Source organism: Bacillus sp. EU55, from assembly GCF_038005925.1.
Lineage (GTDB): Bacteria > Bacillota > Bacilli > Bacillales > Bacillaceae > Bacillus > Bacillus velezensis.
Window position 1 is genome coordinate 2,514,197 of the sequence record NZ_JBBOUE010000001.1, and the last position, 22,207, is coordinate 2,536,403.

At 46.0% G+C, this 22,207-nt stretch carries 28 protein-coding genes and 1 riboswitch; of the genes, 3 read left to right on the forward strand and 25 right to left on the reverse strand.

Annotated features, from left to right (window positions below; genetic code table 11):
- Positions 1–51: 51 nt before the first annotated feature.
- The 7 genes from rluB to NYE50_RS12905 form a co-directional block, all read right to left on the reverse strand.
- Positions 52–786, reverse strand: coding sequence for a 23S rRNA pseudouridine(2605) synthase RluB (rluB, locus tag NYE50_RS12875; protein ID WP_016939136.1), 735 nt, complete (start codon positions 784–786; stop codon positions 52–54).
- A 92-nt stretch (positions 787–878) separates the two neighbouring features.
- On the reverse strand, positions 879–1,415 hold the full coding sequence (locus tag NYE50_RS12880; protein WP_224988082.1) for a spore maturation protein: 537 nt from the start codon (positions 1,413–1,415) through the stop codon (positions 879–881).
- Positions 1,416–1,419: 4 nt separating this feature from the next.
- The gene (locus NYE50_RS12885; RefSeq protein ID WP_224988080.1) at positions 1,420–2,010 is read right to left on the reverse strand and encodes a nucleoside recognition domain-containing protein; all 591 of its coding nucleotides are present in this window, start codon (positions 2,008–2,010) and stop codon (positions 1,420–1,422) included.
- Positions 1,998–3,149 (reverse strand): D-alanyl-D-alanine carboxypeptidase family protein, encoded by a 1,152-nt coding sequence (locus tag NYE50_RS12890; protein ID WP_224988079.1) that lies wholly within the window; start codon positions 3,147–3,149, stop codon positions 1,998–2,000. The genes NYE50_RS12885 and NYE50_RS12890 overlap by 13 nt, the downstream gene beginning before the upstream one ends.
- Before the next feature lie 112 nt (positions 3,150–3,261).
- Complete coding sequence (locus NYE50_RS12895; RefSeq protein ID WP_017418059.1) at positions 3,262–3,747, reverse strand: DUF3907 family protein; 486 nt, start codon at positions 3,745–3,747, stop codon at positions 3,262–3,264.
- An 89-nt stretch (positions 3,748–3,836) separates the two neighbouring features.
- Positions 3,837–4,430 (reverse strand): SMC-Scp complex subunit ScpB, encoded by a 594-nt coding sequence (scpB, locus tag NYE50_RS12900; protein ID WP_007409428.1) that lies wholly within the window; start codon positions 4,428–4,430, stop codon positions 3,837–3,839.
- Positions 4,420–5,175, reverse strand: coding sequence for a segregation/condensation protein A (locus NYE50_RS12905; protein WP_007409427.1), 756 nt, complete (start codon positions 5,173–5,175; stop codon positions 4,420–4,422). The genes scpB and NYE50_RS12905 overlap by 11 nt, the downstream gene beginning before the upstream one ends.
- A 207-nt stretch (positions 5,176–5,382) precedes the next feature.
- Here NYE50_RS12905 and NYE50_RS12910 point away from each other — a divergent pair, with 207 nt between their 5' ends.
- Both NYE50_RS12910 and NYE50_RS12915 read left to right on the forward strand, forming a co-directional pair.
- Positions 5,383–5,472 (forward strand): YjcZ family sporulation protein, encoded by a 90-nt coding sequence (locus NYE50_RS12910; RefSeq protein ID WP_003153376.1) that lies wholly within the window; start codon positions 5,383–5,385, stop codon positions 5,470–5,472.
- 87 nt (positions 5,473–5,559) lie between these two features.
- The gene (locus tag NYE50_RS12915; RefSeq protein WP_072177659.1) at positions 5,560–6,081 is read left to right on the forward strand and encodes a DUF309 domain-containing protein; all 522 of its coding nucleotides are present in this window, start codon (positions 5,560–5,562) and stop codon (positions 6,079–6,081) included.
- A 65-nt stretch (positions 6,082–6,146) separates the two neighbouring features.
- Here the strand turns inward: NYE50_RS12915 and ribT are convergent, their stop codons facing one another.
- From ribT to NYE50_RS12965, 10 genes are all read right to left on the reverse strand, one after another.
- A complete protein-coding gene (gene ribT / locus NYE50_RS12920; protein WP_003153373.1) occupies positions 6,147–6,521 on the reverse strand; it encodes a GNAT family N-acetyltransferase RibT in 375 nt (124 codons plus the stop codon).
- A gap of 116 nt (positions 6,522–6,637) precedes the next feature.
- Complete coding sequence (gene ribH / locus NYE50_RS12925; protein ID WP_003153372.1) at positions 6,638–7,102, reverse strand: 6,7-dimethyl-8-ribityllumazine synthase; 465 nt, start codon at positions 7,100–7,102, stop codon at positions 6,638–6,640.
- Between the two features lie 32 nt (positions 7,103–7,134).
- Positions 7,135–8,331 (reverse strand): bifunctional 3,4-dihydroxy-2-butanone-4-phosphate synthase/GTP cyclohydrolase II, encoded by a 1,197-nt coding sequence (locus NYE50_RS12930; protein ID WP_224988077.1) that lies wholly within the window; start codon positions 8,329–8,331, stop codon positions 7,135–7,137.
- Between the two features lie 14 nt (positions 8,332–8,345).
- A complete protein-coding gene (gene ribE, locus NYE50_RS12935) occupies positions 8,346–8,993 on the reverse strand; it encodes a riboflavin synthase (RefSeq protein WP_224988075.1) in 648 nt (215 codons plus the stop codon).
- 2 nt (positions 8,994–8,995) lie between these two features.
- On the reverse strand, positions 8,996–10,087 hold the full coding sequence (gene ribD / locus NYE50_RS12940) for a bifunctional diaminohydroxyphosphoribosylaminopyrimidine deaminase/5-amino-6-(5-phosphoribosylamino)uracil reductase RibD (protein WP_224988073.1): 1,092 nt from the start codon (positions 10,085–10,087) through the stop codon (positions 8,996–8,998).
- Positions 10,088–10,218: 131 nt separating this feature from the next.
- Positions 10,219–10,365: riboswitch (FMN riboswitch) on the reverse strand.
- A 120-nt stretch (positions 10,366–10,485) separates the two neighbouring features.
- Entirely contained in the window at positions 10,486–10,830 is a 345-nt protein-coding gene (locus NYE50_RS12945; RefSeq protein WP_016939146.1) for a hypothetical protein, read from the reverse strand.
- Positions 10,831–11,141: 311 nt separating this feature from the next.
- Positions 11,142–12,710: an IS1182 family transposase gene (locus NYE50_RS12950; RefSeq protein WP_340762868.1), complete on the reverse strand. Its 1,569-nt coding sequence runs from the start codon at positions 12,708–12,710 to the stop codon at positions 11,142–11,144.
- Between the two features lie 165 nt (positions 12,711–12,875).
- The gene (gene lepB / locus NYE50_RS12955; protein WP_014721447.1) at positions 12,876–13,451 is read right to left on the reverse strand and encodes a signal peptidase I; all 576 of its coding nucleotides are present in this window, start codon (positions 13,449–13,451) and stop codon (positions 12,876–12,878) included.
- Between the two features lie 80 nt (positions 13,452–13,531).
- Positions 13,532–14,023: a CcdC protein domain-containing protein gene (locus tag NYE50_RS12960; protein ID WP_061862349.1), complete on the reverse strand. Its 492-nt coding sequence runs from the start codon at positions 14,021–14,023 to the stop codon at positions 13,532–13,534.
- A gap of 149 nt (positions 14,024–14,172) precedes the next feature.
- On the reverse strand, positions 14,173–14,604 hold the full coding sequence (locus NYE50_RS12965) for a peptidylprolyl isomerase (protein ID WP_224988746.1): 432 nt from the start codon (positions 14,602–14,604) through the stop codon (positions 14,173–14,175).
- A gap of 284 nt (positions 14,605–14,888) precedes the next feature.
- On the opposite strand from NYE50_RS12965, the gene NYE50_RS12970 reads away from it, so the two are divergent.
- A complete protein-coding gene (locus NYE50_RS12970; RefSeq protein ID WP_159354331.1) occupies positions 14,889–15,791 on the forward strand; it encodes a DUF1002 domain-containing protein in 903 nt (300 codons plus the stop codon).
- 44 nt (positions 15,792–15,835) lie between these two features.
- Here NYE50_RS12970 and lysA read toward each other — a convergent pair whose 3' ends face one another.
- The 8 genes from lysA to NYE50_RS13010 all read right to left on the reverse strand — a co-directional run bounded on the left by lysA (position 15,836) and on the right by NYE50_RS13010 (position 22,206).
- Positions 15,836–17,155 carry a diaminopimelate decarboxylase gene (gene lysA / locus NYE50_RS12975; RefSeq protein ID WP_012117893.1) on the reverse strand — a complete coding sequence of 440 codons (1,320 nt, stop codon included), beginning with the start codon at positions 17,153–17,155 and terminating at the stop codon, positions 15,836–15,838.
- Between the two features lie 124 nt (positions 17,156–17,279).
- Complete coding sequence (locus NYE50_RS12980) at positions 17,280–18,761, reverse strand: spore germination protein (RefSeq protein WP_017418066.1); 1,482 nt, start codon at positions 18,759–18,761, stop codon at positions 17,280–17,282.
- Positions 18,715–19,323: a stage V sporulation protein AE gene (locus tag NYE50_RS12985; RefSeq protein ID WP_087920769.1), complete on the reverse strand. Its 609-nt coding sequence runs from the start codon at positions 19,321–19,323 to the stop codon at positions 18,715–18,717. The genes NYE50_RS12980 and NYE50_RS12985 overlap by 47 nt, the downstream gene beginning before the upstream one ends.
- Before the next feature lie 3 nt (positions 19,324–19,326).
- The gene (gene spoVAE, locus NYE50_RS12990) at positions 19,327–19,677 is read right to left on the reverse strand and encodes a stage V sporulation protein AE (protein WP_007409415.1); all 351 of its coding nucleotides are present in this window, start codon (positions 19,675–19,677) and stop codon (positions 19,327–19,329) included.
- Positions 19,678–20,694: a stage V sporulation protein AD gene (gene spoVAD, locus NYE50_RS12995; protein WP_159354333.1), complete on the reverse strand. Its 1,017-nt coding sequence runs from the start codon at positions 20,692–20,694 to the stop codon at positions 19,678–19,680.
- 11 nt (positions 20,695–20,705) lie between these two features.
- Entirely contained in the window at positions 20,706–21,158 is a 453-nt protein-coding gene (gene spoVAC / locus NYE50_RS13000; RefSeq protein ID WP_007612334.1) for a stage V sporulation protein AC, read from the reverse strand.
- A 12-nt stretch (positions 21,159–21,170) separates the two neighbouring features.
- The gene (locus NYE50_RS13005) at positions 21,171–21,596 is read right to left on the reverse strand and encodes a stage V sporulation protein AB (RefSeq protein ID WP_014418289.1); all 426 of its coding nucleotides are present in this window, start codon (positions 21,594–21,596) and stop codon (positions 21,171–21,173) included.
- The gene (locus NYE50_RS13010) at positions 21,586–22,206 is read right to left on the reverse strand and encodes a stage V sporulation protein AA (RefSeq protein ID WP_003153349.1); all 621 of its coding nucleotides are present in this window, start codon (positions 22,204–22,206) and stop codon (positions 21,586–21,588) included. The genes NYE50_RS13005 and NYE50_RS13010 overlap by 11 nt, the downstream gene beginning before the upstream one ends.
- Position 22,207 lies beyond the last annotated feature (1 nt).

Genomic DNA, 22,207 nt, shown 5'->3' on the forward strand with positions numbered 1-22,207 from the left:
ATTCAATTATATCATCTTCGCGTTTTGTAATTTTTGAAGGTTATGTGAAAATTAGAAAGCGTTTTTACCGTGTTCAGCTAAAGCCCGCAGCCTTTTCACCTCATGCGGCGTCAATTCTCTTGCGTCTCCTGTGTGAAGGCCCCTTAAATCTAAAAAGGCGTATTCTTCACGTTTGAGCTTCAGCACGTCATGACCGATCGCCTCAAACATACGGCGGACCTGTCTGTTCCGTCCTTCATGAATTGTCAGCTGAATAATGCTCGTCTGCTTTCTTTTGTCCAGAGAAAGCATTTTCGCTCTGGCCGGCGCTGTCTTGCCTTCTTCAAGCTGAATGCCGCGCTCAAGCTTCCGGAGAAGTTCCTTGGAAGGAATCCCCTTCACTTTGGCGACGTACGTCTTATCAATTTCGTATTTCGGGTGCATGAGTTTGTTGGCAAACTCGCCGTCATTTGTCAGTAATAAAAGACCGCTCGTATCATAATCAAGTCTGCCGATCGGATAAATACGCTGCGGCACTTCTTTGAAAAAGTCGGTTACCACTTTCCGCCCTTTATCGTCATCAGAAGCTGAGATCACTCCTCTCGGTTTATAAAGCAGAAAGTACACGGGTTCTTCCCGCTCCACCTTTAATCCGTTTACTTCAATCTGATCAGAACCGGTCACTTTTACGCCGAGCTCTGTTATTACTTTTCCATTCACCTTTACTTTTCCTTCTTTTATCAGCTCTTCTGCCTTTCTGCGTGATGCCACGCCGGCATGAGCAATAACTTTTTGCAGTCTTTCCATGTCGTTCACCTCAAGTATAATCTTACTTTTTTCCCCTTGAACAAACAAGCTTTTTCAAGGAGCATTATTCTGATATATAAAAAGCGCCTCAATCAGGCGCTTCCAAATAATAACGTAACTATGATGATTGATGCAACCACCCCGATCAGATCAGCAAGAAGACCAACCTTTAAAGCATCCCCCATTTTTTTGATGCCGACTGCACCGAAATACACAGTCAGGACATACAGCGTCGTGTCAGTCGATCCCTGCATGACCGAGGCCAGTCTGCCGATAAATGAATCAGGCCCGTACACGGCGATCAAATCCGTCGTCATGCCGAGCGCCGCCGTACCCGAAATCGGACGGATCAGAGCAAGCGGCACGACCTCTGCGGGAATGCCGAGCGCCGTAAAGAAAGGCTTGCAGAGCCCCATGACAAAATCAAGCGCGCCCGAGGCCCGGAATACGGTTATCGCCACAAGCATCCCGACCAAATACGGAATGATGGAAAACGCAATCTCAATTCCTTCTTTTCCGCCTTCAACGAATGATTCATATGTCGGCACTTTTTTGATTGTGCCGTATATCAATACACCGGCGATAATAATCGGAATCATGGCTAAAGACAGCCAATTCACCATTTCCATTCGCTTACCTCCCTTTTCTTTTGCGGCGGTACCAGAAGTAGCGGTCAATGAAAATCGCGCCGATACCCGAAATTAAAGTCGCTAAGATGGTCGGTCCGACGATATCGGTCGGTGATTTCGCCGAATAAGCCATGCGGACGGCAATGACGGTTGTCGGTATCAATGTAATGCTCGAAGTATTTACCGCCAAAAAGGTAATCATGGAACGGCTGGCCTCAGACTTGCCTCCGTTCAGCTTTTTCATCTGCTCCATGGCTTTAATGCCGAGGGGCGTCGCCGCATTTCCCAATCCGAAAAAGTTTGCCATGAGATTTGATAAGATGTATCCCATTGCCGGATGATCAGGGGGAATATCAGGAAACAGCTTAGAGATAAACGGACGGCACATTTTGCTGAATATATCCAAAAGGCCGGACTGCTCGGCTATTTTCATCAGGCCGAGCCAGAACACGAGGACGCTCATTAATCCGAACGAAATCGTAACCGCTTCTTTCGCTCCTTTAAAAACTGCTTCATTCACATCCTGCAAGGTTCCGTTAAACATCGCAAAGACCAGTCCGATTACCGTCAGACAGACCCAGATTAAATTGACCATGCTGAACCGCCCGCCGCGCTCATAAACAGGCTCGTAAACGTTTCAATGAAATGCTTTTTCGGTTTTTTAAGGTGCTCGTTTTCATAATAGACGGGGACCTTGGCGATCACTTTTCCATCATGCATTACAGTCATTCGGCCGACGACATCAGGAATGAGAGAGGCGTCCTTTTTCCAGGCTTTTTTCGGTTTTATTAAGGTTGTGCGGATTTTTACATCGTCGATTTCATCCTCTTTTAACAAATATTTGACATCCCGGGCAATAAAAGCGCGCTTTCCGTAAAACGTCTTTTTCAGCTTCGGGATGCCGCCTTTTTTAGCGACGACATAGGTTTTATAGTGCTCAAAGACATAATTAAACATATTCATATGATCATCCCAATCATCCGGATCATTTATGGTGACCGCGATGAGATCCGTTCCGTCTTTTGAGGCCGTCGAGACGAGCGTCCGTTTCGCGATTTTTGTGTAACCTGTTTTTCCGCCTGTGCTGTAACGGTAGAGCCCGGTCAGAAGCTTGTTTTTATTTTTCCATACCCGATCCATCGTTTCCGCCTTATACACTTTTGTGCCTGAAACGGTCCGGTATTCCTTGATTTTCATCGCGTATTTAGTCAAAAGCGCCATGTCATACGCCGTTGAATATAAATTTTCATGGTCGTCCAGCCCGTGCGGATTTTGAAATTTTGTATTTTCCATCCCGATTTGCTCGGCTTTTTTGTTCATCATAAATACAAAACCGTCAAGGCTTCCGCCGACATATTCCGCTATTGCCGCAGCGGCGTCATTTCCTGACCTTAGCATAAGCCCGTATACGAGATCTTTCAGCTTTACTTTTTGTCCCGGCTGAAGATAAATGGCTGAACCTTCCGTTTTTACGGCATTCGGGGAAACCGTCACGGTCTCTTCCATTTTCCCTGATTCAATCGCCAGCACCGCCGTCATGATTTTCGTAATGCTTGCAATCCGTCGCTTATGATGTTCATCCTTGGCGAATAACACCCGGCCAGATGCTCCGTCGATTATAATCGCGCTTTTTGCGCTGACATGTATTTGGGCATGTGCCGTATTGCCGTCTGCAATGGAAAAAAGAATAACAAAAGTCAAAAGAAATACGGCAGCTTTTTTGAGAAAGCGCATGAATGCTCACGTCCTTGTTGTGGGTTTGTACAAGTTTATGCGCATGTCCATGACTTATGAATACCAATTGCATCACTTTCACATAAAAAAACTCTCCCAAAAGGAAGAGTTTTTATCTGACTGGTGCCATATTTGAGCCTGATGCTTCATATTGCGCCAATTCTTCCCGCATGCGCAGAAATTCACTGCTGAGCGAAAGCAGAAGGCTCCGCAGCGAATCCGGCACTTGCTGGTAGAATTCAATCGCGCTTTGGCCTGTATAAGCGGCGCGGCTGTTTTCGTACCATGTATCCTTTTTCGGCATGAAAAATTCTTCCACGCACTGATGATACACTTTATACAGCGTTTTTTCCGCTCTCACCTCATGAAACGGCTCCTGCATTAAGAGCCGGCGGCAGGCTTCCTGGGCGCCTTCGCAAAAGACGGTCATCCTCCTCAGCACACTGAGCACGTCGCGGCAGTATGCCTCATCCGCCTCTCCTTGAGCCCGCATCTCCGGCAATGTTGTATGATTTAAATAGCTGCTGACCATCGTGACAACCTCGGCTAAAAATTCACCAGTTTCTTCAGTATGGGCCCTCACAATCGAATTTCCCATTTCCGTCCGTTTCCTTCCTCTCTTTTACTTCGTCATTTGCGTCATTCATCAATGGCCTTTCCCTACTATCGTATGATGAAAAACGATTATTATTTAATATCCTCAAAAGTTTGGTTGAAGTTTTCAAAGAATAAATCGGCTTCCTCCTGGAGAACGTCTTCCTCCGCATTTTCAGGAAGCGGCGGGAGCTCCTCCAATGTTTTTAAGCCGAATTGTTCAAGAAATACCGGTGTCGTGCCGTATAAAATCGCCCGGCCGGGACCGTCGGCGCGGCCCACCTCACACAGCAGCGCTTTTGACACGAGGCTGTGCAGAATCCGCTCAGACTTCACGCCCCGGATGTCTTCAATTTCCGCCCGTGTGATCGGCTGCTTGTACGAAACGATCGCCAGCACTTCCAAAGAAGCCTGTGACAGCCCTTTTGACGGCACTTCGATTAGTTTTTTCAAATAAGGCACGAATTCTTTTTTCGTTCCAAGCATATACGTATCCGCATATTCGGTAAGCTCGATGCCCCTGTCATCTTCCTTGTACTGAGCGGCCACTTCTTCCATGATTCCGGCCAGTTCCGCTTCTTCTATTTCAAGCACCGTCACCAATTGCTTTTTGGTCAGCCCTTCATCACCCGCCGCATACAGCAGGGCTTCCACAATCGCTTTCCAATTCACGATATCAAGCGCCATGAATGGATTCACTCCCCGTAATGTATATATCTGAAAAGTTTTCTTCCTGTTCAATGATAATCTGCTGATTTTTCATCAGTTCCAGGACTGCTAAAAACGTCACGACGAGATGGTCCTTTTGCCGAGAAGGAAAAAGCTCCGTGAAGTTTATTCTTCTCCCCGCCGTTTTTAAGCTTTTTACGATTTCGTTCATTCTGTCTTCAATCGGTATTTCCTGCCTTGTAATGGTCGTTTCTTTCGGCCGCGTGATTTTTTTACGCTGAAGCACCTTTTGAAACGCGCCGATCATGTCATAAACGGTCACCGACAGCTTCTGCTCGGTCTGTTTGATTTCTTTTGCATACTCACTTAAATCACTCGGCGGCTTGGTAAATGACTTTTGTCTTTCTTCTTCCCGCTCTTTTAAATCCTTCGCAGCGGTTTTATACTTTCTATACTCAATCAGTTTTTCAATCAGCTCGTCCCGAGGGTCTTCTTCTTCAAGCATTTCGTCTTCAAACAGCTCTTCTTCTTGTTTCGGAAGCAGCATTCTGCTTTTAATGCTGAGAAGCGTCGCCGCCATGACCAGATATTCACTGGCGACATCAAGTTCAAGCTCTTGCATTGTATGTACATATAATAAATATTGTTCAGTAATGGTTGCCACGGGTATGTCGTATATGTCGATTTCAAGACGGTTAATCAGATGAAGCAGCAGGTCCAATGGGCCTTCAAACGTATCAATTTTCACTTGATATTCTACCATTATCTCACCATTTTCAATATCACTCTCATTGCCGGAAAAACTGGCTACCCTTTAGTATAATCCACCGAAATGCTCTCGTCCAATACTTTTATACACGTCCTCCGTTATTTAGAAAATACTGAAAAAGAAGATATACGCCTATACCTTTAAAGGCGGATGCACATATGATAGCCGTGTAAACTTGAAACAAAGGGAGGCTGATTTCACATGAGCGGAGCTTGTTTCGGCGGAGGTTTTGCATTAATTGTCGTTCTGTTTATTTTGCTCGTTGTCGTAGGAGCATCTTACATCTGCTAGTTCCTCAGGCTTCAGGCACCAAGCCGCTCTTTTTTCCTTTTCATAGCGCTGTGGTACACTGGTTTTAGCATAAAAGGAGGAAGCGGCTTGTATCCTAAAGCTTATATCGGCTTTTTGGCCGAATTTCACGCATCAAGAGATTATTTTGAGTGTCATGAACTGTTAGAGGAATATTGGAAAGAAAACCCGGCTGAAAAGCGGAGCATTCATTGGGTCGGCCTGATTCAGCTTGCCGTCGCTCTGTATCACCAGCGCAGGGGAAATGAAGCCGGGGCGAAACGGCTGATTGCCAACAGCTTACGTATTCTCCGGTCTGAAAAGCAGGCGGTCTGTTCTCTCGGTCTCAGCCATCCGAAGCTGATTGAGCTGATAGAAACGCTGTCAGACGATATAGAAGCGGGCCTGCCTTACAGAAGTGTTATGCTGCCGATTACAGATGAAGCCCTGAAAGAAGCATGTCTTGCCGAATGCCGCCGAAAGGGCTATACATGGGGGCAAGACGGCGTATCAGATACCTTTCTTATTCATAAACACCGCCTGCGGGACAGGACGGATGTCATTAAGGAACGCGAACGGGAATTTGAGAGAAGAAAAAAAAGCAGAGGCTGACGGTCAGCCCTGCTTTTTCTATATCAAAACAGCTCCCGAAACCGTGAAGATTCCGGGAGCATTTGTCAGTTATTATATGAGATATCCTGATCTTTTTGATGTTGACAGCGTTCAAAAAAGCTTTGCGTTAATTCATTCGGAACGAGTGCCTCCGTTTTGAACAGACGTTTTAAGGCGTCCATCATTTGCTTTCCGATTCCTTGATGGCGGTGAGAAGGATTCACGCTGATATGCCGGATTTCAACTTCTGAGTCCTTTTTTTCGACTCCGATCGCTCCGACGATATCTTCATCCTCTTTCCAAAGAAAGAGCTGGCGGCCAGTATCCGTTTCATAGTCCTTTATTGTCTGCTGAAGCTGCTTGAGATCTTTTTCATTCGGCATAAATGACAGAAGACCCATCGCAATCTTTTCAAACGATTTTTTATAACGAATTAACATAAAAACCCCTCTATATCCAAAATGTCCATTCATGTCCTATCAAACGGATACATAAAGGCGATCCGTTTCCTCACATTATATCATTTTCGCCGCTGTTTTAAACGCTTTTCAACAAATTATTCAAATGAACGGTTTAAATTTGCCATTTCAATGGCAGATACTGCGCAATCCGCTCCCTTATTTCCGGCTTTTGTTCCGGCTCGTTCGATGGCCTGCTCAATGGTTTCAGTCGTCACAATGCCGAAGATAACCGGGACGCCCGTCGCCGTTCCCGCCTGGGCAATGCCTTTTGCCGCTTCATTGCAGACATAGTCATAATGCGTTGTCGCTCCTCTGATAACCGTGCCGAGCGTAATGACGGCATCGTATTTTTTCGTTTCCGCCATTTTCTTTGCCGCAAACGGGATTTCAAACGCTCCCGGCACCCAAGCGACGTCAATGTCGTTTGATTCTACACCGTGGCGAAGCAACGTGTCTTCCGCTCCGCTTAACAGCTTGCTCGTAATAAATTCATTAAATCTGCCGACGACGATTCCGATTTTAAGTCCTGTTCCTACTAGGTTTCCTTGTATGATATTCATATGTTATCCATCCTTTTTTGTGAGATTTGTTTTTAGAAATGAAGCAGATGTCCAAGTTTTTTCATTTTGGTCTGTAAATATTGCTTGTTATGCTCACTCGCTTCCATTTGAAGCGGCACCCGTTCTGAAATGCTGAGACCGTATCCTTCGAGGCCGGCGATTTTCCGGGGGTTATTGGTTAAAAGTTTCATATGCTGAACCCCTAAGTCGCGGAGAATCTGGGCGCCGATGCCGTAGTTGCGCAGATCAGGCAGAAAGCCGAGCGCTTCGTTCGCTTCAACCGTGTCATACCCCTCTTCCTGCAATCGATACGCTTTCAGCTTATTGATTAAACCGATTCCTCTTCCTTCCTGACGCAAATACAATAAGACGCCTCGGCCCGCTTCGGCAATTTGCGCAAGCGCGGCATGAAGCTGAGGCCCGCAATCACAGCGGTGGGATGCAAACACATCGCCCGTCAGGCATTCTGAGTGCACTCTGACAAGAACGGGTTCGCTGCTAAACGGGACATCGCCCATAACAAAGGCGAGGTGTTCTTTTCCGTCAACCTCGTTTGTATATCCGTAAACCCGGAACGTGCCGAAGTCAGTCGGCAGCGTAATGTCAACTTCTCGGTTCACAAGTGTCGTAATGTTGTAACGGTATTCTATTAAGTCTTTTATCGTAATCATTTTCAGCCGGTGGCGTTTGGCGATTTCTGATAACTCCGGCACTCTGGCCATTGTGCCGTCTTCATTCATAATTTCACAAATGACGCCCGCTCCTTGAGAGCCGCATGCTTTTGCAAGGTCAACGGCTGCTTCCGTGTGGCCCGCCCGCTTCAGGACGCCTCCTTTTTTTGCGATTAAGGGAAAAATGTGGCCCGGACGCTGAAAATCGTCAGACACAGATTCCTCGTTCAACAGCGCCTGAATCGTAAAAGAACGTTCTTGAGCGCTGATTCCTGTTTTTGTCAGTCTGTGGTCAATGCTGACCGTAAACGCGGTTTCGTGTGAGTCCGTATTATGATCGACCATCGGGTGAAGATCCAGCCGGGCGGCAATATCTTCAGAGAGCGGCGTGCAGATCAGGCCCCTCCCATGGGTCGCCATAAAATTGACCACTTCAGGTGTGGCATGCTCAGCGAGCGCTACGAAATCTCCTTCGTTTTCTCTGTCTTCATCATCGACAACGATGATGACTTCCCCTTTTTTCAGCGCCTCTAACGCCTCTTCTATTGGATGAAACATATTGATCTTCCTTTCTAAAAGCCGTTCTCGCTTAAAAAAGCTTCTGTGATCGTTTGATTGCTTTTCGTTTGTTCTGTTTTGTGCAAAAAGCGGTATAAGTATTTGCCGATCATGTCACACTCAATATTTACGGTCGAACCGACTGTTTTCGTCTGAAAAATCGTTTCTGAGATGGTATGCGGAATAACGGATACCGTCACGCTTTCATCTGATAAACCGAAAATCGTCAGGCTCACGCCGTCTACCGTAATTGAACCTTTCAAGACGAGCGTTTTCGTCAATTCAGGCGAAAGTTTCAGATCGTAATAAACCGTGTTGCTTTTTTTCTCAATCCGGGTAATTTCCGCCGTTCCGTCCACATGCCCGGATACAAAGTGGCCGCCGAAGCGTCCGTTGGCGGACATCGCTCTTTCCAGATTGACTTTGCTGCCTTTTGACAAGCCGTTCAGCGAAGTGGCTTTTACGGTTTCCGGCATGACATCAACCGTAAATTGTTTGTCAGAAAATCCGGTTACGGTCAGGCAGATGCCGTTTACCGCGATGCTGTCGCCAAGTTTCACATCGCTTGTCACTTTTGAAGCGGCGATGGTTAATGCCATGGAAAGGCCTGTCTTTTTGATTGCTTGGATCGTGCCTGTTTCTTCAACGATTCCTGTAAACATCGTCACCATCCTTTCCGTTTAGGTATGGCCGTCAGTTTTACATCCGGCCCGATTTGGGTGATTTGTGTGAATTGTAAATGGGGGACATCTTTCATTGATTGAAAACCTTCACCGGAGATCAAGCTGGGAGCAAGCGTTCCTCCGATTAATTTAGGGGCGAAATAGAAATGAAGCTCCTCGAAACAGCCTTCCTTGACAAAACTTCCGTGTACGGATGCGCCGCCTTCCACATAAACGGACATTATGCCGTTTTCAGCGAGAATGCTGAGCACCTCAGGAATGTGAATGCGGTCTGTTTCAAGCGAAAAGACTTTTATTCCTAGTGCGGTCAGCCGGTCTTTCTTTTGCACGTCAGCGTCTTTGGCCGTAAATATCCATGTCGGCGCGGCGCCGTCAGTGACCACATTTGCCGTTTCCGGAATGGTCAGCTTTGTATCGAGAATGACTCTGACCGGCTGCTTGACCGCATCGGGCAGCCTGCAAGTCAGGCTCGGATTATCGGCTTTGACTGTGCCTGCTCCGACAAGAATGCTTTGATGCGATTTCCTGTATTGCTGGGCATCAGTCCTTGCCGCCTCTGAAGTAATCCATTTGCTGTCACCGGTTTCAGTCGCTGTTTTCCCGTCAAGGCTTGCGGCAGCTTTCAAGGTGACATACGGAAGTCCGGTCCTCATGAAGTGAAGAAACATTTTATTCAGCTCTTCTGCCTGCTGCCTGAGAATTCCGGTTTTCACTTCGATGCCCGCTGCTTCCAGCATTCTGATGCCTTTTCCGGCGACTAGCGGATTTGGATCCGTCATAGCGACAAATACCCTTTTTATCCCCGACTTTATCATCAGTTCGGCGCATGGCGGTGTTTTTCCGTAATGGCTGCAAGGCTCCAGCGTCACATACATATCTGCGTCTTTTGCGTGACTGCCTGCCATATTGATCGCGTGCACTTCCGCATGGGCTTCTCCGTATTGCAAATGGGCGCCCATTCCGACGATCTGGCCGTTTTTGACGACGACAGCACCGACAAGGGGATTGGACTGCGTCTGCCCTTCACCGCGTCTGGCAAGCTCTATTGCCGTATTCATATAATATTCTTCCATCGTTATCCCTCCCTTCTTCCATGCAATTTGGCGTCAAAAAAGCCCCGAATGTTTACACAGTTCGGGGCTTTGCCAGTTTTAATCCATAGGAAATAAGACTATACAGTATGATTATTTTTTGCATAGCTTCTCTCATCCTTCTCCCATCCAGACTTTCACTGTCGGCTTCAGCTTTTCACTGAATCCACCGTATACAAATGCATACGGGTCACGGGCTGTAAAGCGCAAAACGCCTTATTACCGCCGGTCGGGATTTTCACCCAGCCCCGAAGGATACAATCAATATTTTTTTGTCCTTATCCGCTATTATAACATCCTTTGCGGCAGGCGCAATGAATTTGCACCTCATTTTTCAGAAAAAATAAAAAGCGCCCTTTTTCCAAAAAAGGCGCCTTTATTTATTCGTTTACTTTAACAACCTTCAATAAGCCGTCAATCCGGTTTGATTTGCTGAAATACGCTTTAATCTTATCTCCTTTTTTCACGTCGGAGAGATCCTGCTTCAGCTTGTCGCCGTTAAAAATGATTTTTGTGCCGTTTGCTGCCGTGCCGTGGTATTCGGTTCCTTCTATTTTCGTAATTTTATATGTTTTCACTGTATATTCTTCTTTTTCCTGAGACAGGGTTTGTCCGATAGCCGTCGGCACGTCTTTCAGCTCAATATCGTTTATGACCATAAAACCGCCCGCCAATAACAGCAGCAGTACAAGTAAAATGGCTGCTTTTGTTTTAATTCTTCCCATTTTTCTACCTCCAGCCGTATCAATCTATTCATTACTATGTCATATTCCTTTTTTTCATGAATAGAAAACCGTTCTTCCCTGCGTGAGTTATTCATATAACGTTTCGTCAAGGGAAGATGTTTCATGTATCTGTAAAACTTTCTATCTATTAAATAGATATACGAATTTATGTTCTGTTTTTGTGGGTGGGGAGATTAATTTATATAAAAAAAGTGGCTGGGACAAAACTAGCTTCAAATAATGAGAAAGGTGAATTTGGGGGTACTCAAATTCATCTTTCTTTATTTTTATGTATAAATTCTTCTATTACCTTAGAAGTTGGCAGTGAATTTTCTTAAATTCACTGCCATTAATGCGAGACCCATTTCGTTTGCTACCTTCGATTTTCCTCGTACAGAAAATCGAGTGAAACGCAAATTAGCCTTCAAGAATCCAAAAACTGGTTCCACATCGGTTTTACGTTTTCGATAGATGGCACTCGTTTTCTCTTCTGAAAGCTTCGCTCTCACATATTCTTTTTGCTGTTCCCATTTTTTGTTCACCATTAGTTTTCGATTGTTTCCTTCTTTTGCCTTGGTACATGATGAACGGAATGGGCATCCTGAACAGTCTTCGCACTCGTAGACTTTGAAACTCCTTTGGAAACCTGTAGCGTCCGTTCGGACAGAATGATATTGAAATTCTAAACGTTTCTGATTAGGGCACGTATATGTATCGGTTTCTTGATCATATACCCAGTTATCAGGATTAAATGTATTTTGTTTGTACTTTTTCTTTTGTTCCTTCAAAAACATGTTATATGTTATCAGTGCTTCTCGGTTTCTGTTTGAGAGAATATCACTAAAGTTTTGTTCACTACCATAACCTGCATCTGCAACTATATGTTTCGGTAACTCGAAATAATGTTGCTCGATCTCATCTAAAAATGGAATTAACGTACGTGTATCTGTTGGGTTTGGAAATAGACTATAAGCAAGCGCATATTGACCTTCCGTTGCGATTTGTACATTGTAACCAGCTTTCAATTGCCCGTTTTTCATATAATCATCTTTCATTCGCATAAATGTCGCATCTAGATCTGTTTTAGAATAGCTATTACGTGGTCCAAAGATTTTAAGATCCTGTTGGTACTTCCGTTTTCTTAGGATAAAATCAATCAACTGTTTACGCACTTGTTTCGGGTATTTTCGTTCCCTTCGTAAGGCTTTTCGTTCCGTAACGTCTGAAGATGCTTCTATTTGTTTATCATATTCGGTCACTACTTCGTCTACTTTTTGAACCATTTGAGTGAGCTCTCCAAATGATAGCTGTTCATCACTTTCCCGTTCCATTTGGGGTATGATTTCGTTCTCAAGCAACTCATTGTACAACTGGTTTGACTTATCAATTAAACGCTGATGAAATTTCTCAATCGCTTTCTTCCAGACAAACGTAAATTTATTCGCATTCGCTTCAATCTTTGTACCATCGATAAATATCGCTTCTTGATCGATCAGTTTTTCTTCAATCAATTGGCAGCGAAATTGGATGAAACATTGACGGATTAAATCTTTCACTACTGGTTGAACACGAAATCGGTTAATTGTACGGTAGCTTGGTTCATACCCTTGAGCTAACCACATCATACGGATACTGTCTTTTAATAGGGCCTCTATTTTACGCCCTGAAAAGACAGATTGAGTGTAGGCACATAGAATAATTTTAAGCATCATGCGTGGATGATAGGCAGGACAACCTTCATTTCGAAGAAATGGTTCAAACGCTTCTTGAGGGATACTTTCCACTAAATGATGGACATGGTAGGCAATATCATTATTTTGTAACTTTACTTCTAAATCTAAAGGCAAAACGATTTGATTCATGGTATAATCTTTAAACATAAGGACACTTCTTTCTGATTAGATTTTGTATGGTAACTTAATTTTATCAGAAGTTGTCCTTATTTTTTATTGTAAAATAATCAAAAACGGTGAAAGTTTACTCGTCGTAAAATTTCACCGTTTTTTTCGTCTTAGAGGTGGGTTTTGTCCCAGCCCCCGTACGGTTTATTTCGTCTTGCGAATTTCGTTAAACGGGAAGAAGACGAATTTTGATGTGCCCGCTATTTGTTTTTTCGTAAAAAGACCGAGGCCGTTGCGGCTGTCCATAGATTCTCTGCGGTTATCACCCATGACGAAATATTTGTCGTCCGGCACCTTCACCGGGCCGAAGTCTTCCGTCAGCCGGTCATAGCCGTCTTGCTTCGCTTTTTTCTTGTTTGCCGCTAAATACGGTTCGGACACTTTTTTGCCGTTGATATACAGCTGATCGTTTTTCATTTGCACCGTGTCGCCGGGAAGTCCGATAATCCGTTTGACATAGTGTTCATTTTCTCCGTTCAGAACGACGATCTGGCCGCGTTTGAAGTCGCTTATGTATTTGACCGTCATATTGACAAAGATTCTCTCGCGGTCATGCAGCGTCGGATCCATTGATCTTCCATCAACGAGATAAGGGGCAAATAAAAAGTTTCGGATGAGCAGTGCCAGAACGACAGCGATGATAATGGCTTTCGCCCAATCAAGTACGGCGCTTTTTTTAGAAGTTTTTTCTTTTTCTGATTTCAAGTGATTTCCTCCCATTAGCCATGGTCGTTTTTATTTTACCATGAATCCCTGTACAGAGGGCAAATAAGCCCCGCACCCCATCCATTTTTTCCATTTTATAAGCCGGATTTGCTGATTTTACGGTATTTCACGAAGCTTCCGATCCGCCAAATGCACAAATACACAAAAGCAAGTTCCATCGTTAAAACGGCGAATTCCGCCGCGTCAATGTTTTTGAAATATTGGCTGAGCACGATGCGGATCGCAATAATCGCAATAATGACATATTTAAAGTTTTTATTCCGCTTGGAGTAGACAAAGCCGTCTTCCCGGATTTCATAGGCGGTTTGCGACAGCATGATGACACCGAATACCGCGCCTAACAGTCCGGCGATGGCGAGCTCCCAAAGAGCGGGAAAATGAAACGGCTTTCCCGGGACATTCATGAGCTGGCTGATGCTGAATGTAAAAATGACGGCGATAATCAAAAGCGGGAGAATGATGCCGAAGCCGCCGCCTTTAATCGGCCTGTTTCCCTTTTTCACCCTGAACCAAATCATAAGTGCGAGAATGATAATGACAAATAAAACGGTTGCCAATTGAACCAACGTTTCTACCTCTTTTCATTGTTGTAATCGGTCTTTTTCACTATACCAGAATGATCGCTGATGTTCATATATGTATTTTTTCATGATTTACACATGAGAATTTTCATATACATAAAAAAACCCGCCTGAAAAAGGCGGGTTTTACGTCATTATCCTTCTACACGGATTTCTTTCATTTTGTCTCCGTTAGACATGTTTTTCGCATGCTCTAAACCGCTTGTCACTTTTCCGAATACAGTATGAACGCCGTTTAAATGCGGCTGCGGCTCATGTACGATGAAGAATTGGCTTGAACCCGTGTCTTTACCGGCATGCGCCATTGATAAAGAACCGGCTTCGTGCTTATTCGGATTGCCTTCTGTTTCACATTTGATCGTTTTTCCGCTTCCGCCCATGCCTGTCCCAGTCGGATCTCCGCCTTGGCTGACAAAGCCCGGAATCACGCGGTGGAAAATAACGCCGTCATAAAAGCCCGTATTCGCCAGGTTTTCAAAGTTAGCGACTGTATTAGGCGCTTCATTCGGATAAAGTTCAAATTCGATTCTGCTGCCGTTTTCCATTTCGATGTAACCAGTTTTCATTCTCATTCCTACTTCCGTATTGTTTTTTGTCAAAGCCTTCTTCAATATGAATTTCAATTGTAAGCCGGCTTTCTTTTTGATATTCTTTTGAAGGAAGAGGCCTCTGCTCTTCTTTTCGCGGCTATTATACCACACCTTCAGCCGGAAAACGAATCTCCCCGCTTCCGCAGAAAGAAAATGAAACCAGAACAGCTTCACAGCCGTCTATGTATCGGAACTGCTTCACGCAGGCCCTCACAAACCGCTTCAAAACGGCATTTGTGAAAAGAAGGAGGTTAACCGCTTTGAAAAAAATGTGGATTGGATTGCTGGCGGCGGCCGTTGTATTGTGCACAATACCGAAAATCAGCCTGGCCGATGCCGCAGTCGGAGATGTCATCGTCACACTGGGGGCGGATCTGTCAAACGAAAACCGTCAGAAAGTGCTTGACGAATTAAATGTCCCTGATAACGCGACAAAAGTGACGGTCACGAATAAAGAAGAACATGAATATCTGGGAAAATATATATCGAATGCCCAAATCGGCACAAGAGCCATCTCTTCATCATCCATCACGGTGGCAAAGAAAGGGTCCGGGCTTGACGTTAAGACCCATAATATCGATTCCATCACGGATGAAATGTACTTAAACGCCCTGATGACAGCAGGCGTGAAAGATGCAAAAGTATACGTGACGGCGCCGTTTGAGGTATCAGGCACCGCAGCATTAACGGGAATCATCAAGGCATATGAAGTCTCATCAGACAAAGCGATTTCAGAAGATGTAAAACAAGTCGCCAACCAAGAGCTTGTTACGACATCAGATCTCGGGGATAAAATCGGGGATAAAAACGCCTCCGCGCTCATCGCAAACATTAAAGATGATTTCGCGAAAAACGGTGTGCCCGATACAAAAGAAGGAATCGAGAAAAAGGTCGATGATGCGGCTTCAAACCTTAACATTACACTGACTGACGCTCAAAAAGACCAGCTCGTTTCATTGTTTAATAAAATGAAAAATGCCAAGATTGATTGGGGCCAAGTCGGCAGCCAGCTTGACAAGGCAAAAGACAAAATCACGAAGTTCATTCAATCCGATGAAGGCAAAAGCTTTGTTCAAAAAGTCATTGATTTCTTCGCTTCGATTTGGAATGCGATCGTGTCTGTATTTACAGGAGACAGCGGATCAAGTTCTAACAACAGCTGAATGCAAAAAGAGACCGGACGCCATTGTTCCGGTCTCTTTTTTATTTATTGTTTGACCCCCGTCTTAAACGGCAGATCCAGTTTTACAATGTCTTCATAAGTTTCCCTTCTAATGACAAGATGCGCTTCGCCGTCTTCCACAAAAACGACGGCGGGACGCGGAATGCGGTTGTAGTTGTTAGCCATGCTGTATCCGTACGCTCCCGTGCAGAAAACGGCGAGAAGATCGCCTTCTTTCACTTCCGGAAGATCTATATCCCAAATGAGCATATCACCGCTTTCACAGCACTTGCCCGCGATGGATACCGTTTTGTCGTGGTGTTCTCCGATTCTGTTTGCCGATACGGCTTCATATTTCGCCTGATACAGCGCAGGACGGATATTATCGCTCATGCCCCCGTCAACCGCTGCATATTTACGGGTGCCGGGCACTTCTTTTTGCGAACCGATGGTATAAAGCGTCGTTCCGGCGTCTCCGACGAGCGAGCGTCCCGGTTCAATCCAGATCTCCGGAATGTCAAAAGCGTGCAGCGCTGCGTTTTCTTTTACCGCTTCGATAATTTTTTCCACATAAACGGCGGGATGAAGGGGTTCATCCTCCTCTGTGTAGCGGATGCCAAAGCCGCCCCCTAAATTCAGCACTTCAGAGACAAAGCCGAATGATTCTCTCCATTCATTCAGTTTTGCGAAGATTTTTTCTGCGGCCAGCACAAAGCCCGCCGTATCAAAAATTTGCGATCCGATGTGGCAGTGAACGCCGAGAAGGCGGATATGGTCTGACTGTAATACTTGTTCAATCGCCTTTTCTATTTGCCCGTTATGCAGATCAAAACCGAATTTGGAATCTTCCTGTCCCGTTGTAATATAATCATGCGTATGCGCCTCTACCCCCGGAGTGATCCGCAGAAGCACATCCATTGTGCGCCCTGATTTGCGGCACAGTTCCGCGAGTAAGGATATTTCATAAAAATTATCAACGACAATGCAGCCGATTTGATGATCGAGCGCCATTTTCAACTCTTCTTCGCTTTTGTTATTGCCGTGAAAGTGAATCCTGTCAGCCGGAAAACCAGCCGCAACCGCCGTAAACAGCTCTCCGCCGGATACAACGTCCAATGAGAGCCCCTCCTGCTCAGCGAGCTGTATCATCGCAACGGAAGAAAACGCCTTGCTCGCGTACGCGACCTGCGCCTTTAAATCCGCGTCAATGAATGCCTGTTTAAAGCTTTTAGCGCGCTCACGTATTAAAGCCACATCGTAAACATAAAGAGGCGTGCCGTAATGCTCCGCTAAATACAGCGCGTCCACACCTCCGATTTCCAAATGACCTAGTTTGTTTTGTCTGCTTGTGCCATGTAAGAACAATGCTCATTCCCTCTTTCTGATCCGCATATGGGTGAAAAGGACAGCTTCTTTTGAGCTGTCCTTATACAAGTCCCGTATAAGTTAAGACATACAATATCATAATCTTCTGTCGGTTTCAATGCGATTATGAACCGCTTGGCTGTCTTTGACGGTCTTTCGGGTGAACAATGCTCGGTCTGACTTTGGCTCCCGGCACTGTCGTCCGGACGAGCACCTGCCACAGCGCCTTGCCGTTAAACGGTAAAAACGGCCATAAATACGGCGTATGAAACGAGCGGATATTCGCCATTATGATCAGCAGCAATGTAAAACCTATCACAAAGCCTTTCACTTGGAAAATGGCCACGAGCACCATTAAGATGAGGCGTATCATTTTATTGGCGAGGCTGAGCTCATAGCTCGGCGTGGTAAATGATCCGATGGCGGCGATCGATACGTACAGAATCACTTCTGCTGAAAACAGCCCCACCGCTATGGCGATTTGACCGATCAGCACCGCCGCAATCAGACCCATGGCGGTGGATAAAGCGGTCGGCGTATGGATCGCGGCCATCCTGAGAAACTCAATCCCCAAATCGGCCAAAAAGATTTGCAGAATGATCGGGATATGCGTATTTTTATTTAAACCGATAAAATCCAATCTTTCAGGCAGAAGAGACGGTTCAAGAACAAAGAGGAACCAGATCGGAAGCAGAACAGTTGAAGCGATAATACCGAAGAACCTGATCCATCTTAAAAATGTTCCCACTGAAGGCGCCTGCCTGTATTCTTCCGCATGCTGAACATGGTGAAAAATCGTGGTCGGCGTTATGATCACGCTCGGTGACGTATCAACGACGATGATGACGTGCCCTTCTAAAATGTGATTGGCGGCCACATCCGGCCGCTCCGTGTATCTGACCATCGGAAACGGGTTGTAGCCCTGTTTGACGATGAATTCCTCCACCGTTTTATCAGCCATCGTCAATCCGTCAATGTCAATCGCATTCACTTCGTTTTCGACGATGCTGACAAGGTCCGGGTCCGCGATGTCTTCTATATACACAATCGCAAGATCGGTCTTAGAGCGCTCGCCGACTTTCGTAATTTTGACGCGGAGCCTTTCGTCCCTGATTCGTCTTCTGATCAATGCTGTATTAATGACGATATTTTCGATAAAACCGTCTCTTGCCCCGCGGACGACCTTTTCCGTATCCGGTTCTTCAGGTGTGCGTCCGGGGTAACTTCTGACGTCGACGACGAAAGCGAAGCCCGCGCCTTCAACGATAACGGCGACAAGTCCGGAAAGCACTTGATCCGTTGCTTCGTCGAGCGTTTTGACTTTTTGGACCTGCTGATTGACAAGCCTGTTTTCAACAACGTCAATCGCTTCATCCGCATTTTCGTCATAATTATTGACGTCGACGAGCTGTTCCATTAAATGAATGATAAACAAAGTATCGGTTAATCCGTTGACAAAGTAAATCTGGACTTCCCGGTCTAATACTCGAACTTTGCGGACGCCGACATCATAGCTCGTTCCCATACCGACGCGGTCTTTAAAAAATTGTTCATTTTTTCTAGGATCCCGGTACACCTTGATCATGTTTTCCGGTTTTTCCGGCATGGCTTTCGCTCCTTTCTAAAATGAATTCGACCGCCTTCATCGTGATCGGCGAGCCTTTGGATATGTCATCTTTTCTTCCCATCTTACCTATGTCGCCGATGCCCACAATGAGGGGAACGTCCAATTTATCCAGACAATACACCGTATCTCCGTTCATTCTGTGCTCGTCCATTTCTCTCATTCCGGTTTTATCGACGCCAAACTCCGTCACTTCTCCATCACGGTCAATGGAGACATCGACTTTCGTCCATTCAGCCTGATGGGTCTTAGAAGCGACCGCAATCACCCCCAGCACTTCAATGTCCTGATGTGAGGCGACATATTTCAGCGCCGTTTCGCCCGGCCCTTCCCCTTGCAGGCCTGAATCGTCAAACATGACAAACACCGGGTCATTCGGCGCGGCTTTAATCAGCTGAACAAGTTCGGGGCCGCTTCTCGTTGACGGATTGCCTTTTGATTGGGAAATACACCGTCCGCCTGCTTGTTCCGCGGCATATTCAATTGTTTTGGCGGCGTATACGTCCCCGTCTGTCACAAGAATGACCTTCCGTTTCGTCATCAGGCATTATCCTTTCGGTTTAAAAATAACGGCTACAAGAAATGCGAATAAAATCGCTGAAGATATACCGGCGGAAGTAAGTTCAAAAATCCCCATGGCGATCCCGATAAATCCATGCTCGTGAGCTTGATGCATGGCGCCGTGCAATAAGCTGTGACCGAAGCTGACGATGGGAACCGTCGCGCCCGCGCCTGCGAATTCGATAAATTTGTCATATATTCCGAACCCATCCAACAAGGCGCCGATGACGACAAAAGTTGTCATTACATGGGCGGGTGTCAGTTTAAAAATGTCAAGCAGCAGCTGACCGATAATGCATATGATTCCCCCGCAAACAAAAGCCAACAGATATTCCATTTATGATGCACCTCCCGCCCGCTCAAATACCACACCGTGCGCGATGGTCGGAATGGTTTCCTTCTGCTGGATCATTGTCGGACTTAAAAGCGCTCCTGTCGCGACAGCGAGTACCCTGTTTAGAGTCCCTGCTTTTAATTGATTAAAAATATGTGTGTACGTAACAAGCGCGGAGCAGGCGCAGCCGCTTCCTCCCGCAAACACCTGCTGATCCGGCGTATAAATGAGAAGACCGCAGTCATCGTGTTTCGTTCCCACGGGATAGCCTTCTTCTTTGAGCAAATCTTTCACGATCGGCGAGCCGACGCCTGAAAGGTCACCCGTCAAAATCAGATCATAATCATCCGCCGTACGGTTTAAGTCCTGCAGGTGCTGTTTGATTGTGTCGGCAGCGGCGGGCGCCATGGCCGATCCCATATCGAACGGGTCTGTAATTCCGAGGTCGCTTACTTTTCCCACTGTTGCGCTTGTAATCTTGATGTCAGAAGGGTTTTGGCTGATGATGACCGCCCCGCCCCCCGTGACTGTTGAAGTGGCGGTATCCGGTTTTTGCCCGCCATACTCCGTCGGATTGCGGAATTGCCGTTCTGCCGTCGCGTTATGGCTGCTCGTGGCTGCGATCGCCCGGTTCGCAAAACCGCCGTCAATGAGCGCGGATGCGACCGCAATCGTTTCCATTGATGTCGAACAGGCGCCGAACAGACAGAGGAACGGAATTTTCAGATGTCTGGCGACGTAGTTGGCGGTCACATTTTGATTTAAAAGATCCCCCGCGAGCAACAAATCAATATCGCTCTTTTTCAAATTCTGTTTTTGCAAAGCGGAGTTGATGGCATCTTCCATTAACTGACGTTCCGCCATTTCCCAGTTTTTCTGATTGCAATGCATTTCATCGTATGTCTTATCAAACAGCGAACCGAGCGGGCCGTCTTTTTCTTTCGGTCCGGCTGCCGTCCCCGCCGCATTTACAAATAACGGGTTTTCAAATACCCAGGTTTGCTTTCCGGTCAATTTCATTTTTTCTCCTCCTACGAAAACAGTTTTTCACAAGCAAACCGTATCAGGCCTACGATATAGGCTGCCACGACGCCGAATACAATGACGTTTCCCGCCAATTTAAACATGTTTGTCGCTACTCCGAGCACGAGTCCTTCACTTCTGTGTTCCAGAGCCGCGCTTGTCATACTGTTTGCAAAACCCGTCACCGGCACGGCTGAACCCGCTCCGGCAAACTGCCCGAGTCTGTCATAAATGCCGAATCCGGTCAAAAGGGCGGAAATTAAAATAAGAGTGGCGGACGTCGGGTTGCCCGCTGTTTTTTCATTAAAATTAAAAAAGTGGATGTAAAAGTCTTGAAGAGCCTGCCCGATCAGACAGATCAAACCGCCGATCAGAAAGGCTTTGACGCAATTCCAAACATATGGCGGTTTCGGCTGATAGTCTTTCACTTTTGTTTTGTAATTTTCTTTTAAGTTTGTCACGTCGGTTCCTCCTTATGAATGATGGATAAAATACAGCCAATGAAATAAAGAGCCGGCTATTTTGCCGAACACAATGGCCATCAGCAATATGATGATTTTGCTGCCGAAGCCGATCCGTTTGGCAAGAATGGGAAGCACATTCAGCACTTCTGTAAGCGCGGCGGCCAGCATGCCGACAAACATGCCGGCCAAAAGCCCGACCGGAACGGCCAGCCATTCAGATAAAAAAAAATGATTCATATTTAAGGTTTCCCAGCCGCCGAACACAGCTCCTGAAATAACAGCTCCTTCGTAGGCCTGTACAAAGCGCATTGTTTTTGTCAGCTGCATAAGGCGGGGGACGATTCCCATAACGGTTAAAAAAGCCACAAAGCCTGCCCCCACGGTCAGCCCTCCGCCAAGCCCGACAAACATAACGAAAAGAATGCTAACGATCATGCAGATCTTTCATCGTCTCTTCATTTTCGTGCATTGCGACATAATGATCGAGATCAAGCTGATAATTAAACATCTCGACTTCCAGCGGGCTTGGCTCTTCATTCAGGCGTTTTTTGAAGATGTGATTAAAAAAGACGATCATACCGAGACCGAGGCCGATGCTGTATGGAATCTGAAGCAGATACGGATATTCATTCCGTTCGCCCGTTATGATTTCATATAAGGCGATATGAACTTCTCTCATACTGACATCTTCATGAAAATTCATAATGGCAAGACATGAACCGATAAAAAGCAGGAGCCAGACACCGACGAACAAAACGGCTGACAGCTGCTTTTTCTGGTAATGGATTTCCACTATCGTTTCAGCGCCGCCGACGGTCTGTACATCAAGCGCAGGAAAAGCGGTATGAATGGTTTTCAGCACTTTTATAATGTCCAGCACGACGATATTTTTGTCTTTTTTCGTGACCTTATACAGCGGCAGTGCCGACAGTTTTTTTTTCAGCTTTTGCTGTCCCGCGATCTGCGCGGCGTCGCCGACTGTGATGATATCTCCGGTATGAGCCTTCACGCGGTGGCGAAGTCTGAGAAATATTCGTCTTTCCATC